The sequence below is a fragment of the Streptomyces sp. NPDC050625 genome (assembly GCF_040654755.1).
Taxonomy (GTDB): domain Bacteria; phylum Actinomycetota; class Actinomycetes; order Streptomycetales; family Streptomycetaceae; genus Streptomyces.
This window is the reverse complement of the sequence record NZ_JBFAIQ010000001.1, coordinates 360,807-375,737: the sequence shown is the minus strand read 5'-3', so window position 1 is coordinate 375,737 and position 14,931 is coordinate 360,807. Positions and strand designations below refer to the sequence as shown.

The window sequence follows — 14,931 nt, the reverse complement described above, 5'->3', positions numbered from 1 at the left end:
ACACCAGGGCCGCCGGTGGCCCAGAACTGCCACTTGCCGACCGTAGGCCACCGCCCGACTTCGACGACCCCTTGTGGGAGGGTGCCCGCACGCCCTCGATGGCATGCTGGAGGCAGCCGGGGGCGCGAGGGAGAGCAGATGGAAGGCACGGTGGGCACGACCGCGGAGCAGGCCGCAGGGGCCCGGGACACGGCGGTGCCGCCCGTGGCCCCGCGTGCCATGCGCGCCGACGCCCGCCGCAACTACGAGCGGCTGCTCACCGAGGCCCGTGCCGCATTCGCCGAGCACGGCACGGACGCGTCGTTGGAGGACGTGGCCCGCCGGGCGGGCGTGGGAATCGGCACGCTGTACCGGCACTTCCCGAACCGGCAGGCGTTGATGAGCGCGGTCTTCGAGGACGCGGTGAGCGAACTCCTCGCCCGCTCACGCGAACTGCTCGACGCCCCCGAGCCGTGCTCGGCACTGGTGACCTGGCTGCGCGAGATGGTCACGCACGCGGGTGAGTACCGCGGTCTGGCACGGGCGCTGATGTCGGTGTCCACCGACTCCGGTTCCGCACTGGCCCGCTGCAGCACCCCGATCCACGAGGCGGGCGGAGCCCTGCTGACCCGCGCCCAGCAGTCGGGCGCCGTACGCCCCGACATCTCCATCGGCGACCTCCTCCAGCTGACCCACGCAATAGCGCTGGCGGCGGAGGAGTCACCGGGAGACCCGGACCTGGCGGACCGCTTGCTACGGCTGACGCTGAGGGGCCTGAAGGGATAGCGGCGATCCTCTCAGCACCGCAAGAGCAGCCAACCTCAGGGGCGCGGGCCTGTGACATTGTGCGGCTCCGCCGCGTGGGCGCGACAAGCCCCGAACAACCCGCACCCGCACGACAACAGGAGCCCTTACGGCGAAGAGGCGACCCTCAACGCCGCCGCAGATCCGCAACCCGGGCCCGCTCAGCCCCCGCCGCCTGCTCCCCAAGCACCGCGGCCGACCGCAGCGCAGCGGCCCGCCGAGGCCCCGGCAGGGCCACGTCCCGACGCTGGTGACGCGCCGGGACCTGATCACCCCCCGGGCTTCCCGACGCCCCGGCCACGGCGATCTGCACCCCCTGATCGGCAAGGGCCTGCAGTTCGGTGGCCGCACGGTCGTCGTGGGCGGGGGGCTCGTCGGTCACCAGCCGGGTGATCACATCCGTGGGCACCGTCTGGAACATCGTGTCCGTGCCGAGCTTGGTGTGATCGGCGAGGACGACGACCTCCGCGGCGGCCTGGACGAGCGCGCGGTCGACGGACGCCGACAGCATGTTGGACGTGGACAGCCCGCGCTCGGCGGTCAGACCGCTCCCGGAGAGGAAGGCCTTGGAGACCCTGAGCCCCTGGAGGGACTGCTCGGCGCCGGAGCCGACGAGGGCGTAGTTGGAGCCGCGCAGGGTGCCGCCGGTCATCACGACCTCCACGCGGTTGGCGTGCGCCAGCGCCTGGGCCACCAGCAGGGAGTTGGTGACGACGGTCAGACCGGGCACCCGGGCGAGCCGGCGGGCCAGTTCCTGGGTGGTGGTCCCCGCCCCGACCACGATGGCCTCGCCCTCTTCGACGAGACCCGCGGCGAGATCGGCGATGGCCGTCTTCTCGGCGGTCGCGAGATGTGACTTCTGCGGAAAGCCGGACTCCCGCGTGAACCCGCCCGGCAATACCGCACCGCCGTGCCGGCGGTCGAGGAGTCCTTCTGCCTCCAGTGCGCGCACGTCCCGCCGTACGGTCACTTCGGAGGTCTGGACGACGCGGGCGAGCTCACGGAGCGACACGGCCCCGTTCGCTCGCACCATTTCGAGGATCAATTGGCGACGTTCTGCAGCGAACACGAAACTGACAGTAACCCCAACGACCGTCTGCTTTCAGCAGTTTGCGCCGAATAACAGAAGTTGTTCGTACGGCAGGACCGGAAGTGGTATAGGGCCTATCCGCCCCGACTATGCCGTACGCATGCGCGACAACTCCCCGTGACCAGCGGGGAGTCGGTTTCGGCCGTCAGACCTCGCCCGTCGCCTTTCGGGTGTGGAGCTGACGGGCCACCTCGGCGATCGACCCCGAAAGGGAGGGGTACACGGTGAAGGCGTTCGCGATCTGTTCGACCGTCAGATTGTTGTCGACGGCGATCGAGATGGGGTGGATCAGTTCCGAGGCGCGGGGCGACACGACCACACCGCCGACCACGATGCCGGTGCCCGGACGGCAGAAGATCTTCACGAAGCCGTCGCGGATGCCCTGCATCTTGGCGCGCGGGTTGCGCAGCAGCGGGAGCTTCACGACGCGCGCGTCGATCTTGCCCGCGTCGACGTCGGCCTGGCTGTAACCGACGGTGGCGATCTCCGGGTCGGTGAAGACGTTGGAGGAGACGGTCTTGAGGTTGAGCGGGGTCACCGCGTCGCCGAGGAAGTGGTAGATGGCGATACGTCCCTGCATGGCGGCGACGGAGGCGAGGGCGAAGACGCCCGTCACGTCACCGGCCGCGTACACGCCCGGGGCGGTGGTGCGGGAGACCTTGTCGGTCCAGATGTGCCCGGAGTCGCGGAGCCTGACGCCCGCCTCCTCCAGGCCGAGGCCGGCGCTGTTGGGGATGGCGCCGACGGCCATGAGGCAGTGCGAGCCGGTGATCACGCGGCCGTCGGCGAGGGTGACCTCCACCTTGTCGCCGACGCGCTTGGCGGACTGGGCACGGGAGCGGGCCATGACGTTCATCCCGCGGCGGCGGAAGACGTCCTCCAGGACGGCGGCGGCGTCCGGGTCCTCGCCGGGCAGCACGCGGTCGCGGGAGGAGACGAGGGTGACCTTGGAGCCGAGGGCCTGGTAGGCACCGGCGAACTCGGCGCCCGTGACACCGGAACCGACCACGATGAGCTCCTCGGGGAGCTCGGTGAGGTCGTAGACCTGGGTCCAGTTGAGGATGCGCTCGCCGTCGGGCTGGGCGTCGGGCAGCTCACGCGGGTGGCCACCGGTCGCGATCAGTACGGCGTCGGCGGTGAGGGTCTCCTCGGTGCCGTCGGCGGCGGTGACGACGACCTTGCGGGAGCCGTCGAGGGCCTGCATGCCCTCCAGCCGGCCGCGGCCGCGCATCACCCGGGCGCCGGCGCGGGTGACGGAGGCGGTGATGTCGTGGGACTGGGCGAGGGCGAGCCGCTTCACACGGCGGTTGACCTTGCCGAGGTCCACGCCGACCACCCGGGCCGCCTGCTCCAGCGGCGGGGTGTCGTCGGCGACGATGATGCCGAGTTCCTCGTACGACGAGTCGAAGGTGGTCATCACCTCGGCCGTAGCGATAAGGGTCTTCGACGGTACGCAGTCGGTCAGTACCGACGCTCCGCCCAGACCGTCGCAGTCGACGACGGTCACCTCCGCACCGAGCTGCGCGGCCACCAGCGCCGCTTCGTATCCGCCGGGTCCGCCACCGATGATCACGATCCGAGTCACGTACCCCATTGTCCCGCACGCCTCAAGGTGCTACTGCCCGGGGCGGTGGTTGGTGCGCGTTCTGTTACGTCCGGGGCAAAGGAGGCTGGAGTTTCCGCTGCCGTACCCTCGATCCATGTCGCTCTACGCCGCGTACGCCGGCAATCTCGACGCGCGGCTGATGACCCGCCGCGCCCCCCACTCACCGCTGCGCGCCACCGGCTGGCTGAACGGCTGGCGGCTGACCTTCGGGGGCGAGCAGCTCGGCTGGGAGGGCGCGCTCGCGACGATCGTCGAGGAGCCCGGGTCCCAGGTCTTCGTCGGCCTGTACGACATCGCCGAGATGGACGAGGAGTCCCTGGACCGCTGGGAGGGCGTCGGGCTCGGCATCTACCGTCGCGTACGGGTGCGGGTGCACACGCTGGACGGGGAGGAGCCGGCGTGGGCCTACGCGCTGAACGGATACGAGGGCGGGCTGCCGTCCGCCCGCTACCTGGGTGAGATCGCCGACGCGGCGGAGTCGGCGGGCGCGCCGCACGACTATGTGATGGAGCTTCGCAAGCGCCCTTGTTGAGGCTCCGGTCCGACTCCGGCATGGCTCCGGCACCCCTTGGGCCACTTTTGTCCCAACCATTGTTGGAAACGACAAGACAACGATCGCCATCCCGTGAGCTCTGTCATCTACGCGCGTAGGCCGGAACCGGCTACCCTCGTCCGCGTGAACGCATCTCTTCTTCCGGACGACATCCAGGGCGACCCCTATGCCGCCGCCGACGCGGCCGCCGCGCGCCTGCGTGAGCTCACGGGCGCCGAGACCCACGACGTCGCCCTCGTGATGGGCTCCGGCTGGGCTCCGGCCGTCGACGCCCTGGGCGCTCCCGACGCCGAGTTCCAGGTCACCGAGCTGCCCGGCTTCCCGCCGCCGGCGGTGGAGGGGCACGGGGGCAAGGTCCGCTCGTACTCCATCGGGGACAAGCGCGCGCTGGTCTTCCTCGGCCGCACGCACTACTACGAGGGCCGGGGCGTGGCCGCCGTGGCGCACGGCGTACGCACGGCCGTCGCCGCCGGCTGCAAGACCGTGGTGCTGACCAACGGGTGCGGTGGTCTGCGCGAGGGCATGCGGCCCGGTCAGCCCGTGCTGATCAGCGACCACATCAACCTGACGGCGACCTCGCCGATCGTCGGGGCGAACTTCGTCGACCTGACGGACCTCTACTCGCCGCGGCTGCGGGCGCTGTGCAAGGAGGTGGACCCGTCCCTGGAGGAGGGCGTCTACGCGCAGTTCCCCGGGCCGCACTACGAGACGCCGGCCGAGATCCGCATGGCCCGGGTGATCGGGGCGGACCTGGTGGGCATGTCCACGGTGCTGGAGGCCATCGCGGCGCGCGAGGCCGGGGCCGAGGTGCTCGGCATCTCCCTGGTCACCAACCTCGCGGCCGGGATGACCGGCGAGCCGCTGAACCACGAGGAGGTTCTGCAGGCCGGGCGGGACAGCGCGGCGCGGATGGGTTCGCTGCTGACCCAGGTGCTGGGCCGGCTGTAGTCCTGGCTCTGCCCACCCACCACCCGACTCGGTAGGCCAAGAGGCACCCCTCCCCGGGGCTCCGCCCCGGCCCCCGCCGGGGACTCCGTCCCCAGCACCCCAGCGCCTGGCCTCCCGGCCGACCGAGTCGGCCAACTGAGTGGGCATGAGGAAGACGGGGGCCCGGAGCACCGCCCCGGGCCCCGCGGGAACTCCACCCAGGGAGGACCCACCACCCGGGCCCGACCGGGACTCCGCCCCCACCCCCGCACCTCACCTCCCGACCAGGACTCCACCCCTCCGCCTGACCTCCCGACCGGCCGAATCGGACGGTTGACTGGACAAAGGGCAGGACCCCGGGGGCCCACCACCCGGACCCGGCGGGAACTCCGCCCCTCCGCCCCCGCACCTCGCCTCTCGGCCGACCGAGTCGGGTGGGTGGGCAAAGGGGGTCTGGGGGCGGAGCCCCCAGGCGTGACATCGACATACATGAGAGGTTGACCCGACGTGCACGACGATCTCATCGCCCGGGCCAAGGCGTGGCTCGCCGAGGACCCCGACCCGGAGACCCGTGACGAACTCGCCGAGCTGATCGGCTCCGGGAACGTCACCGAGCTCACCGCGCGCTTCAGCGGCACCCTCCAGTTCGGTACCGCGGGCCTGAGAGGCGAACTCGGCGCCGGGCCCATGCGGATGAACCGGTCCGTCGTCATCAGGGCGGCCGCGGGTCTCGCCGCCTACCTGAAGAAGCAGGGCCAGGGCGACGGCCTCGTCGTCGTCGGCTACGACGCCCGGCACAAGTCCGCCGACTTCGCCCGCGACACCGCCGCCGTCATGACGGGCGCCGGGCTGCGCGCCGCCGTACTCCCCCGCCCGCTCCCGACTCCCGTCCTCGCCTTCGCGATAAGGCACCTGGGCGCGGTCGCCGGCGTCGAGGTCACCGCCAGCCACAACCCGCCCCGCGACAACGGCTACAAGGTCTACCTCGGCGACGGATCGCAGATCGTCCCGCCCGCCGACGCCGAAATCGCCGCCGAGATCGACGCGATCGTCTCGCTGGACGACGTCCCGCGTCCGGACGCGGGCTGGGAGATCCTCGACGACGCCGTCCTCGATGCCTATCTCGCCCGCACCGACGCCGTACTCGCCGAGGGCTCCCCGCGCAGCGCCCGCACCGTCTACACGGCGATGCACGGCGTCGGCAAGGACGTGCTCGTCGCCGCCTTCGCCCGCGCCGGATTCCCGGAGCCCGTGCTCGTCCCCGAACAGGCCGAGCCGGACCCGGACTTCCCGACCGTCGCCTTCCCCAACCCGGAGGAGCCGGGGGCGATGGACCTCTCCTTCGCCAGGGCCCGCGCGACCGAGCCCGACCTCGTCATCGCCAACGACCCCGACGCCGACCGCTGTGCCGTCGCCGTCCGGGACGCGGGCGAGTGGCGCATGCTCCGTGGCGACGAGGTCGGCTCCCTCCTCGGCGCCCACCTCGTCCGGCGCGGCGCCCGCGGCGCCTTCGCCGAGTCGATCGTCTCCTCGTCCCTGCTCGGCCGGATCGCCGAGAAGGCGGGCCTGCCGTACGAGGAGACCCTCACCGGCTTCAAGTGGATCGCCCGCGTCGAGGGCCTGCGTTACGGGTACGAGGAGGCGCTCGGCTACTGCGTCGACCCGGACGGCGTCCGCGACAAGGACGGCATCACCGCGGCGCTCCTGATCACCGAGCTGGCCTCCGAGCTGAAGGAGGAGGGCCGTACCCTCCTCGACCTGCTCGACGACCTCGCGTTGGAACACGGCCTGCACGCCACGGACCAGCTCTCGGTCCGGGTGCAGGACCTGTCGGTCATCGCCGACGCGATGCGCCGCCTGCGCGAGCAGCCCCCGACCGCACTCGCGGGCCTGCCCATCACCAGGGCCGAGGACCTCACCAAGGGCACGGAGACGCTGCCGCCCACCGACGGCCTGCGCTACACCCTCGACGGAGCCCGCGTGATCGTCCGCCCGAGCGGCACCGAGCCCAAGCTGAAGTGCTACCTGGAGGTCGTCGTGCCGGTCACCGCGCACGCGGACCTGCCGGCCGCCCGTGCCCGGGCGGCCGACCTGCTCGGCGCCATCAAGCGGGACCTGTCCGCGGCCGCCGGTATCTGAGCCGACCGCCGGCGCCACGCCCGTTCCTCCCGATGGGGCGCCCCTGGCCGGGGGCACCCCATCGGGTGATTTCACGGCGACAGTTGATGCGCGCTCCGCACCCGGCCGCGCCCCCGGGGGACGGTGAACCGGTACCGCCCGCCGAGCACCGGAGCCGCCGCCGTGTCCTCCACCGCCCCCGAAACCACCCCCCGCGGGCACATCCCGGGCAGCCGGCGGCCCCCCACCCCGAACGCCGGCCGACCGCGGCTGGTGCGCAGTCTCCGGCTCGCGGCTCCCGCCCTCGGCGCGTTTCTCGCCGTACGGCTCACGGGGCTGCTGTTCCTCGCCCTGTGGGCGCACCGCCGGCACCACGGCATCTGGCCGATGCTGGCGACGCAGTGGGACGCCCGCTGGTACCTCGGGATCGCGGACCACGGGTACGCGCGCGTGCTGGGCACCACGTACGACTCGAACAACCTCGCCTTCTTCCCGCTCTACCCGCTGCTGGTGAAGGCCGTCGCCGCCGTCACCCCCGGCAGCCGGGCCAGCACGGGGCTGGGCATCGCCGTCGTCGCCTCGTTCCTCGCTGCCTGGGGCGTGTTCGCGGTGGGCGAGCGGTTGCACGGCCGCCGGGTCGGGATCCTGCTCACCACGCTGTGGGCCGCGCTTCCGGTCGGGCTGGTGCAGTGGATGGGGTACACCGAGTCGCCGTTCACGGCGTTCGCGGCCTGGACGCTGTACGCGGTGCTCGGCCGGCGCTGGCTGTGGGCCGGTGCGGGTGCCTGTCTGGCCGGGCTGACCCGGCCGACCGGTATCGCGGTGGCGGCCGCGGTCTCCGTCGCCGCCCTGCTCGCCCTGCGCCGCGGCTTCTCGGCCCGGGCGCTCGCGGGCGCCCTGCTGGCTCCGCTCGGGTGGTGCGCGTACGTCGGCTGGGTGGGCCTGCGCCTGGGCCGCTGGGGCGGCTATTTCGCCGTACAGCGGCTGTGGCACAACCAGCTGGACGGCGGCCGGGAGACCCTGCGCCGGCTGCGGGAGCTGTTCGGGCGGGACTCCACACCCGAGCTGTTCCTGATCATGGTGACCCTGACGCTGCTCGTGTCCGCCGTGCTGTTCGCGCTGTCGCTGATGGACCGGCAGCCGCTGCCGCTGCTGGTGTTCACCGGTGTCCTGCTGGCGATCGCCCTGGGCAGCGGCGGTGTCTACTTCCCGCGCGCCCGCTTCCTGCTCCCCGCCTTCCCGCTCCTCCTGCCCCTCGCCGTACACCTGTCCCACGCCTCCCGCCGCCACCGCACGCTGGTCCTGACGACGGCGGTGGCGGTCTCGGCGTACTGCGGCGCGTACATGCTGCTGGTATGGCCGAGCGCACCCTGAACCGATCCCGTCGCGCTCGCAGCAGGCCTTTCGTGGCTACGGCAGCAGGACGAGCGCGGCCGTCCAGGCGACCGTGAAGAGGACACCCAGCGGCCACAGCGGACGGCGGCCGCGCCGCCCCGCCCGGCTCGTGCCGGTGGGTCTGCGGGCGGGCTCGTGCCATATCGCGGTGATCTCGGCGGCCGTCCGCTCGTACGGGTGCAGCAGCCCCAACCGGCGTTCCAGCCAGGGCCAGCGCGGGGCGTCCACCGTCCAGACCGGGAAGGCGGCCCGCTTGCTGTCGAGCTTGAGTTCGGTGCCCTTGCAGCGGACGACCCGGATGTGGTCCCAGGCGATGTGGTGGGTCCGCCGGAACCCGCTCAGCCACAGGCCCTCGCTGTCGGCCGTGACACTCCACGCGGCCATGTGCGGCAGGAGCGCGGCGCCGAGGAGGCCCAGGACGGCGCCGGCGCCGTACCGCCAGACCCCGGTCTCGCCCCAGATCTGGCTCGTGCCCCAGGCCACCAGTGCCAGCACGACGAGCCGGTCCAGCCATCCGGCGTGCCACCGGCGGACCGCTCCGGCCGGCTGCCCGGTGACGGCCTCGGCGGCCGCCCGCGCGCGCTCCGCGTACGCGGCCTGCCGGGCCGCCTTGCGTCCGTGGGCGGCGAGGCGCCTTCGCAGCGTGCCCTCCGGCAGCGGTCGTACGGGTCCCGACGACCGCTTCACCACGGGCGGCTCGTCCGGCTCCCCCGCGGCGGTCACCAGCAGGATCTCGGCGCCGTCCCAGGGGGTTCCGTACAGGACGGCCTCGCGCAGCGGCCCGGGTTCGTCGCTGTCGATGCGGGCCAGGAGCGCCTCCAGCTCCTCGTCGTCATCGTCGTCATCATCCCGGTCGTCCTCTGCCTCGTCGTCCTCTTCGTCCTCGTAGACCTTCGTCACGGGCACGGTGAGCAGGGGTCGCAGGGCCGCCACATCGTCGGACGCGAAGACCTCCGTGTCGCCCTCCGCGTTCTCCCGCACGAGCACGCGCAGAACGGGCGCGGGTGCCCGGCGCAGCCGGGTGGCCCGGTGGCGTCCCAGCAGGGCGGAGATGAGGACGGTGAGGCCGAGGCCGACGAGCAGCCAGCCGATCGCGGCTACGACATGCCGGACCTCGGCCGGGTCCCCGGGGTCGGGGGTGACGAGAACCACCGCACCGAGCGCGAGCACGACGAGACCGACCCCGGTGAGGAACCTCCCGCGCGCCACGGGCCGGTCCGCGTCCGGCAGCGGGGCGGTCACGCCCTCGGCCGCCTCCCGTGCGGCCGCCCGCTGCCGTGCCCGTGCGCGCAGGCGCGGCAGGACCGCCGCCCAGGCCGCCGCCAGGACGAGGACGACGGCCGCGCTCTGTGCCCAGGACCAGGCGGGCCGCTGGACGAGGACGACGAGGACCAGGACGGGCGCCGAGACCCGTACGATCTCGGGCCGCACCAGCAGCCAGACCAGATGGAGCGCGAGCAGCGCGGCGGCCCACGGGCGCCAGTCGGCGTACAGCGTCAGCGAGCCGGCGGTCAGCGCGGCGGCCGGCACCGCCGCCGCGGCCAAGGGGTCCATGCCCCGCAGCGGCACCCACCGGGGCGGCAGCGCCTCGGTCCAGCGACGTGCCCGTGCCCCGTCCCAGGAGGGGCAGCCGTCGGGTATCGCCGATGCGGGCAGCGGCAGCGGCCGCTGTGGCTTCGTACTCATCGCTTCCCAGACACTCGGACCATCACGTCGTCACGGTCCTCCGCGTCCCTGTCGGGAAGCCGTGAACCCTCAAGCCCGCCGTCGGCTCACCACACCGCCAGCAGGATCACCAGCAGCACCGCCCCGGCCACCGCGGGCGCCGCGATCTCGTACGCCCAGCGGACCGTGACCTCGCCCTGTGCCGTCTCCGCCTGCTCGCGGGTCTCCAGGAGCTGACGGAGGTCGTCCATGACCTGGTCGGTCTGCGCGCGGGTCGGGCCGCTCGGCGTGGCGGTGTCGCGCGCCCCGCCGAAGCCGAGGCCGCCGCGCGCCGCTGCCCCCGGTCTGCCGCCCCCGCGTGCCTCCGCGGCGGCCCGGTCCTGGCGTCGGGTGGCCTTCTTGCGGGCCCGGAGCGAGACGGGGATGGCCCAGAGCTGGTACTTGGTGCCGGACTTGGCGACGACCTCGTTGGAGTATCCGGAGCGCAGGGAGGCGACCTCGCCCCAGGGCACGGTGATCACGCGGAAGGGGTTGCGGATGCGCATCCGGTCCTCGTTGGCGAACACGGCCGGGCGCAGGGTGAAGGCGACCACCAGCGGGACCAGCAGGATCAGCGTGGCCAGCGCCAGCCAGGGTGTGTGGCCGTGCCCCCGGGTCAGCGCGTCGACGCCGAGCCAGAAGACGATGGCGAGCAGCGTCACACCGCCCGCGATCCCCATGGGGGAGCGGTAGATCCGGTCCTTCGCGGTGGGCACCGGAGGCTGTGGCGCGGGTGACTGGTGGTCCGGGGTCGTCATGCTCCCGATTCTGCCCGACGCCGCCCGCCGTGCTCATGCGTGGTGGCGGAGCACACGATGAGCACCCGGGGGTATACAGCCGCTACGCGCGTAGATATGCTCGTCTGGTGACCATGCCCATTACTGCACCCGCTGCCCTCGCTGACGTCACCGCGTCCGACAGCACGCTGCGCCGCTTCCTCCATGGGCTGCCCGGCGTCGACGCGGTGGGCCTGGAGGCGCGCGCCGCCTCCCTCGGCACCCGCTCCATCAAAACCACCGCGAAGGCGTACGCCATCGACCTCGCCATCTCGATGGTCGACCTGACGACGCTGGAAGGCGCGGACACCCCGGGCAAGGTCCGGGCCCTCGGCGCCAAGGCGGTCCATCCCGACCCGACGGACCGCACGACCCCGACGACGGCGGCCGTGTGCGTCTACCCCGACATGGTGGCCGTCGCCAAGGAGGCCGTCGCCGGTTCCGACGTCAAGGTCGCCTCGGTCGCCACCGCCTTCCCGGCCGGCCGCGCCGCCCTCGACGTGAAGTTGGCCGACGTGCGTGACGCCGTCGCCGCGGGCGCCGACGAGATCGACATGGTCATCGACCGCGGGGCGTTCCTCGCGGGCCACTACATGAAGGTGTACGACGAGATCACCGCCGTGAAGGAGACCTGCGGGACGTCCGCCCGCCTGAAGGTCATCTTCGAGACCGGCGAGCTGTCCACGTACGACAACATCCGCCGGGCGAGCTGGCTCGGGATGCTGGCCGGGGCCGACTTCATCAAGACCTCGACCGGCAAGGTCGGCGTCAACGCGACCCCCGCGAACACCCTCCTCATGCTGGAGGCCGTCCGCGACTTCCGCGCGCAGACCGGCATCCAGGTCGGCGTGAAGCCCGCCGGCGGCATCCGCACCACCAAGGACGCCATCAAGTTCCTGGTCCTGGTCAACGAGACCGTCGGCGAGGACTGGCTGGACAACCACTGGTTCCGGTTCGGCGCCTCCTCGCTGCTGAACGACCTGCTGATGCAGCGCCAGAAGCTGGCCACCGGCCGCTACTCCGGCCCCGACTACGTGACGGTGGACTGATCCCCCATGGCTTTCGATTACGCACCCGCACCCGAGTCCCGCTCGGTCGTCGACATCGCGCCCTCGTACGGCCTGTTCATCGACGGCGAGTTCACCGAGGCCGCCGAAGGCAAGGTCTTCAAGACGGTCAGCCCGTCGACCGAGGAGGTCCTCTCCGAGGTCGCCCAGGCCGGCGAGGCCGACGTCGACCGCGCGGTCAGGGCCGCCCGCAAGGCGTTCGAGAAGTGGTCGGCGCTGCCCGGCTCCGAGCGCGCCAAGTACCTGTTCCGCATCGCGCGGATCATCCAGGAGCGCAGCCGCGAGCTGGCCGTCCTGGAGACACTGGACAACGGCAAGCCGATCAAGGAGACCCGCGACGCGGACCTCCCGCTGGTCGCCGCGCACTTCTTCTACTACGCGGGCTGGGCGGACAAGCTCGACCACGCCGGGTTCGGCCGGAGGACGACAAATGGGCACAGCGGCGCGAACCCGCGCCCGCTGGGCGTCGCGGGCCAGGTCATCCCCTGGAACTTCCCGCTGCTGATGCTGGCGTGGAAGATCGCCCCGGCGCTGGCGACCGGCAACACGGTCGTCCTCAAGCCCGCCGAGACCACCCCCCTGTCGGCGCTGTTCTTCGCGGACATCTGCCGCCAGGCGGGCCTGCCCAAGGGCGTCGTCAACATCCTTCCGGGGTACGGCGACGCCGGTGCCGCGCTCGTCGCGCACCCGGACGTCAACAAGGTCGCCTTCACCGGCTCCACGGCCGTCGGCAAGGAGATCGCCCGCACGGTCGCCGGCACGCGCAAGAAGCTCACCCTCGAACTGGGCGGCAAGGGCGCCAACATCGTCTTCGACGACGCCCCGATCGACCAGGCCGTCGAGGGCATCGTGACCGGCATCTTCTTCAACCAGGGCCAGGTGTGCTGCGCGGGCAGCCGGCTCCTCGTCCAGGAGTCGATCCACGACGAGCTGCTGGACTCCCTGAAGCGCCGCCTGGCCACGCTGCGCCTCGGCGACCCGCTGGACAAGAACACCGACATCGGCGCGATCAACTCCGCCGAGCAGCTCTCCCGCATCACCTCGCTCGTCGAGCAGGGCGAGGCGGAGGGCGCCGAGCGCTGGTCCCCGTCCTGCGAACTGCCGACCTCCGGCTACTGGTTCGCCCCGACGCTGTTCACGAACGTCACCCAGGCGCACACCATCGCCCGCGACGAGATCTTCGGCCCGGTGCTGTCGGTCCTCACCTTCCGTACGCCCGACGAGGCCGTCGCCAAGGCCAACAATACGCAGTACGGCCTGTCGGCGGGCATCTGGACGGAGAAGGGCTCGCGGATCCTCGCCGTGGCGGGCAAGCTCCGTGCGGGCGTCGTCTGGTCCAACACGTTCAACAAGTTCGACCCGGCCTCGCCCTTCGGCGGCTACAAGGAGTCGGGCTTCGGCCGCGAGGGCGGCCGCCACGGCCTGGAGGCGTACCTCGATGTCTGACAAGACCGAAAAGACTGAGCGACTCTCCGTCTTCAAGACCTACAAGCTGTACGTCGGCGGGAAGTTCCCGCGTTCCGAGAGCGGCCGGGTGTACGAGGTGACGGACTCGAAGGGCAACTGGCTGGCGAACGCGCCGCTTTCGTCGCGCAAGGACGCCCGTGACGCGGTGGTCGCCGCGCGCAAGGCGTTCGGGGCGTGGTCGGGTGCGACGGCGTACAACCGGGGCCAGATCCTCTACCGCGTCGCGGAGATGCTGGAGGGCCGCAAGGAGCAGTTCGTCCGGGAGGTCGCCGACGCCGAGGGCCTGTCCAAGTCCAAGGCCGCGGCCCAGGTGGACGCCGCGATCGACCGCTGGGTCTGGTACGCGGGCTGGACCGACAAGATCGCCCAGGTCGTGGGCGGCGGCAACCCGGTCGCGGGCCCGTTCTTCAACCTCTCCTCCCCCGAGCCGACCGGCGTGGTCGTGGTCTTGGCCCCCAAGGACTCGTCCTTCCTCGGCCTGGTCTCGGTGCTCGCGCCCGTGATCGCCACCGGCAACACGGCGATCGTGATCGCGAGCGAGAAGTCCCCGCTTCCTGCGCTGTCGCTGGGTGAGGTGCTGGCCACCTCCGACCTGCCCGGCGGTGTCGTCAACGTCCTCTCCGGCCGTACGGCGGAGATCGCCACGCCGCTGGCCGCGCACCAGGACGTCAACGCGATCGACCTCGCGGGCGCCGACGACGTACTGGCGAAGGAGCTGGAGATCGCGGCGGCGGACAACCTGAAGCGGGTTCTTCGTCCACAGCCTGTGGACGACTGGTCGGCGACTCCCGGCATCGACCGCATGACGGCGTTCCTGGAGACGAAGACGGTGTGGCACCCGACGGGTTCGCTGGGCGCCTCGGGCTCGTCGTACTGAGCCGTACCGAGCCGTACTGAGTCGTACTGAGCCCACACACAGACCGAGAGCCGCGCCACCCCTCCGTCCGGGGGCGGCGCGGCTCTCCTCGTGACGGGGACGTCAGCCCAGACCGCCCAGCAGCTTCGTCGCCTGGCCCACCACGGGTACCGCGCCGAGGGACTCCGCCTGCGCCACCGGGCCGGTCAGGGCCTTGGAGGTGATGGGCTTGAAGTCGGCGAGCTGGGTGCCGACTCCGTTGTCGAGCGGGTCGGCGCCGGTGCCCGCGAGGGGGTTCGGCTTGAGGCCGGCGACCGGGCCGAGGGCGTAGCCCAGCGTGCCGGTCACGCTCTGCATGCCCGCCGCCGGGTCCACCTTGCCGAGCGAGGTGGGACGCGACGGCATGTCGACGAGCGGGCCGGCGGCGGACGCCGTCGCCGCGCCCGCCCCCAGGGCCGCTCCGGCGGTCGCGAGCGCGATCAGGGCGCGCCGCGCGGTCGGGTGGTGGGGGGACGCGTGTCGGGCCATTGCTGGTGCCGCCTTCCGGTGCACAAGGTGATCGAGTCGACACAGAGGGTAGTTGAGCCGG

13 protein-coding genes are annotated in these 14,931 nt (G+C 72.3%); 8 read left to right on the top strand and 5 right to left on the bottom strand.

Going from position 1 to position 14,931, the window contains the following annotated elements; all coding sequences use genetic code 11:
- Positions 1 to 219: 219 nt before the first annotated feature.
- Positions 220 to 765: a helix-turn-helix domain-containing protein gene (locus AB0I54_RS01775; protein ID WP_363294352.1), complete on the top strand. Its 546-nt coding sequence runs from the start codon at positions 220 to 222 to the stop codon at positions 763 to 765.
- A 145-nt stretch (positions 766 to 910) separates the two neighbouring features.
- On the opposite strand, the gene AB0I54_RS01770 is transcribed toward AB0I54_RS01775, so the two are convergent.
- Entirely contained in the window at positions 911 to 1,852 is a 942-nt protein-coding gene (locus tag AB0I54_RS01770; protein ID WP_363293857.1) for a DeoR/GlpR family DNA-binding transcription regulator, read from the bottom strand.
- A gap of 166 nt (positions 1,853 to 2,018) precedes the next feature.
- Positions 2,019 to 3,467, bottom strand: a complete 1,449-nt coding sequence (locus tag AB0I54_RS01765; protein ID WP_363293856.1) for an NAD(P)H-quinone dehydrogenase — start codon at positions 3,465 to 3,467, stop codon at positions 2,019 to 2,021.
- Between the two features lie 106 nt (positions 3,468 to 3,573).
- On the opposite strand from AB0I54_RS01765, the gene AB0I54_RS01760 reads away from it, so the two are divergent.
- From AB0I54_RS01760 to AB0I54_RS01745, 4 genes are all read left to right on the top strand, one after another.
- The gene (locus AB0I54_RS01760; protein WP_363293855.1) at positions 3,574 to 4,011 is read left to right on the top strand and encodes a gamma-glutamylcyclotransferase; all 438 of its coding nucleotides are present in this window, start codon (positions 3,574 to 3,576) and stop codon (positions 4,009 to 4,011) included.
- Positions 4,012 to 4,155: 144 nt separating this feature from the next.
- The gene (locus AB0I54_RS01755; RefSeq protein WP_263211980.1) at positions 4,156 to 4,980 is read left to right on the top strand and encodes a purine-nucleoside phosphorylase; all 825 of its coding nucleotides are present in this window, start codon (positions 4,156 to 4,158) and stop codon (positions 4,978 to 4,980) included.
- Between the two features lie 486 nt (positions 4,981 to 5,466).
- Positions 5,467 to 7,098, top strand: a complete 1,632-nt coding sequence (locus AB0I54_RS01750; protein ID WP_363293854.1) for a phospho-sugar mutase — start codon at positions 5,467 to 5,469, stop codon at positions 7,096 to 7,098.
- Between the two features lie 162 nt (positions 7,099 to 7,260).
- A complete protein-coding gene (locus tag AB0I54_RS01745; RefSeq protein WP_363293853.1) occupies positions 7,261 to 8,451 on the top strand; it encodes a hypothetical protein in 1,191 nt (396 codons plus the stop codon).
- 36 nt (positions 8,452 to 8,487) lie between these two features.
- Here the strand turns inward: AB0I54_RS01745 and AB0I54_RS01740 are convergent, their stop codons facing one another.
- Both AB0I54_RS01740 and AB0I54_RS01735 read right to left on the bottom strand, forming a co-directional pair.
- Positions 8,488 to 10,158, bottom strand: a complete 1,671-nt coding sequence (locus AB0I54_RS01740; protein ID WP_363293852.1) for a hypothetical protein — start codon at positions 10,156 to 10,158, stop codon at positions 8,488 to 8,490.
- An 86-nt stretch (positions 10,159 to 10,244) separates the two neighbouring features.
- Positions 10,245 to 10,934, bottom strand: coding sequence for a PH domain-containing protein (locus tag AB0I54_RS01735; protein ID WP_363293851.1), 690 nt, complete (start codon positions 10,932 to 10,934; stop codon positions 10,245 to 10,247).
- Between the two features lie 113 nt (positions 10,935 to 11,047).
- Here AB0I54_RS01735 and deoC point away from each other — a divergent pair, with 113 nt between their 5' ends.
- Genes deoC through AB0I54_RS01720 form a run of 3 tightly spaced genes read left to right on the top strand, consistent with a single transcriptional unit; the run spans position 11,048 to position 14,363 of the window.
- Positions 11,048 to 12,001 (top strand): deoxyribose-phosphate aldolase, encoded by a 954-nt coding sequence (deoC, locus tag AB0I54_RS01730; protein ID WP_363294351.1) that lies wholly within the window; start codon positions 11,048 to 11,050, stop codon positions 11,999 to 12,001.
- Between the two features lie 6 nt (positions 12,002 to 12,007).
- The gene (locus AB0I54_RS01725) at positions 12,008 to 13,465 is read left to right on the top strand and encodes an aldehyde dehydrogenase family protein (RefSeq protein ID WP_363293850.1); all 1,458 of its coding nucleotides are present in this window, start codon (positions 12,008 to 12,010) and stop codon (positions 13,463 to 13,465) included.
- Entirely contained in the window at positions 13,458 to 14,363 is a 906-nt protein-coding gene (locus tag AB0I54_RS01720) for an aldehyde dehydrogenase family protein (RefSeq protein ID WP_363293849.1), read from the top strand. The genes AB0I54_RS01725 and AB0I54_RS01720 overlap by 8 nt, the downstream gene beginning before the upstream one ends.
- 102 nt (positions 14,364 to 14,465) lie before the next feature.
- Here the strand turns inward: AB0I54_RS01720 and AB0I54_RS01715 are convergent, their stop codons facing one another.
- Positions 14,466 to 14,870, bottom strand: coding sequence for a hypothetical protein (locus AB0I54_RS01715; RefSeq protein ID WP_363293848.1), 405 nt, complete (start codon positions 14,868 to 14,870; stop codon positions 14,466 to 14,468).
- Between the last annotated feature and the right edge of the window lie 61 nt (positions 14,871 to 14,931).

What these genes read in the sequence shown, in the direction of transcription:
- AB0I54_RS01775 (WP_363294352.1), top strand. Translation starts at nt 220, where the DNA reads ATGCGCGCCGACGCCCGCCGCAACTACGAGCGGCTGCTCACCGAGGCC.
- AB0I54_RS01765 (WP_363293856.1), bottom strand. Translation starts at nt 3,467, where the DNA reads ATGGGGTACGTGACTCGGATCGTGATCATCGGTGGCGGACCCGGCGGA.
- AB0I54_RS01760 (WP_363293855.1), top strand. Translation starts at nt 3,574, where the DNA reads ATGTCGCTCTACGCCGCGTACGCCGGCAATCTCGACGCGCGGCTGATG.
- AB0I54_RS01740 (WP_363293852.1), bottom strand. Translation starts at nt 10,158, where the DNA reads ATGAGTACGAAGCCACAGCGGCCGCTGCCGCTGCCCGCATCGGCGATA.
- AB0I54_RS01735 (WP_363293851.1), bottom strand. Translation starts at nt 10,934, where the DNA reads ATGACGACCCCGGACCACCAGTCACCCGCGCCACAGCCTCCGGTGCCC.
- deoC (WP_363294351.1), top strand. Translation starts at nt 11,048, where the DNA reads ATGCCCATTACTGCACCCGCTGCCCTCGCTGACGTCACCGCGTCCGAC.
- AB0I54_RS01725 (WP_363293850.1), top strand. Translation starts at nt 12,008, where the DNA reads ATGGCTTTCGATTACGCACCCGCACCCGAGTCCCGCTCGGTCGTCGAC.
- AB0I54_RS01720 (WP_363293849.1), top strand. Translation starts at nt 13,458, where the DNA reads ATGTCTGACAAGACCGAAAAGACTGAGCGACTCTCCGTCTTCAAGACC.
- AB0I54_RS01715 (WP_363293848.1), bottom strand. Translation starts at nt 14,870, where the DNA reads ATGGCCCGACACGCGTCCCCCCACCACCCGACCGCGCGGCGCGCCCTG.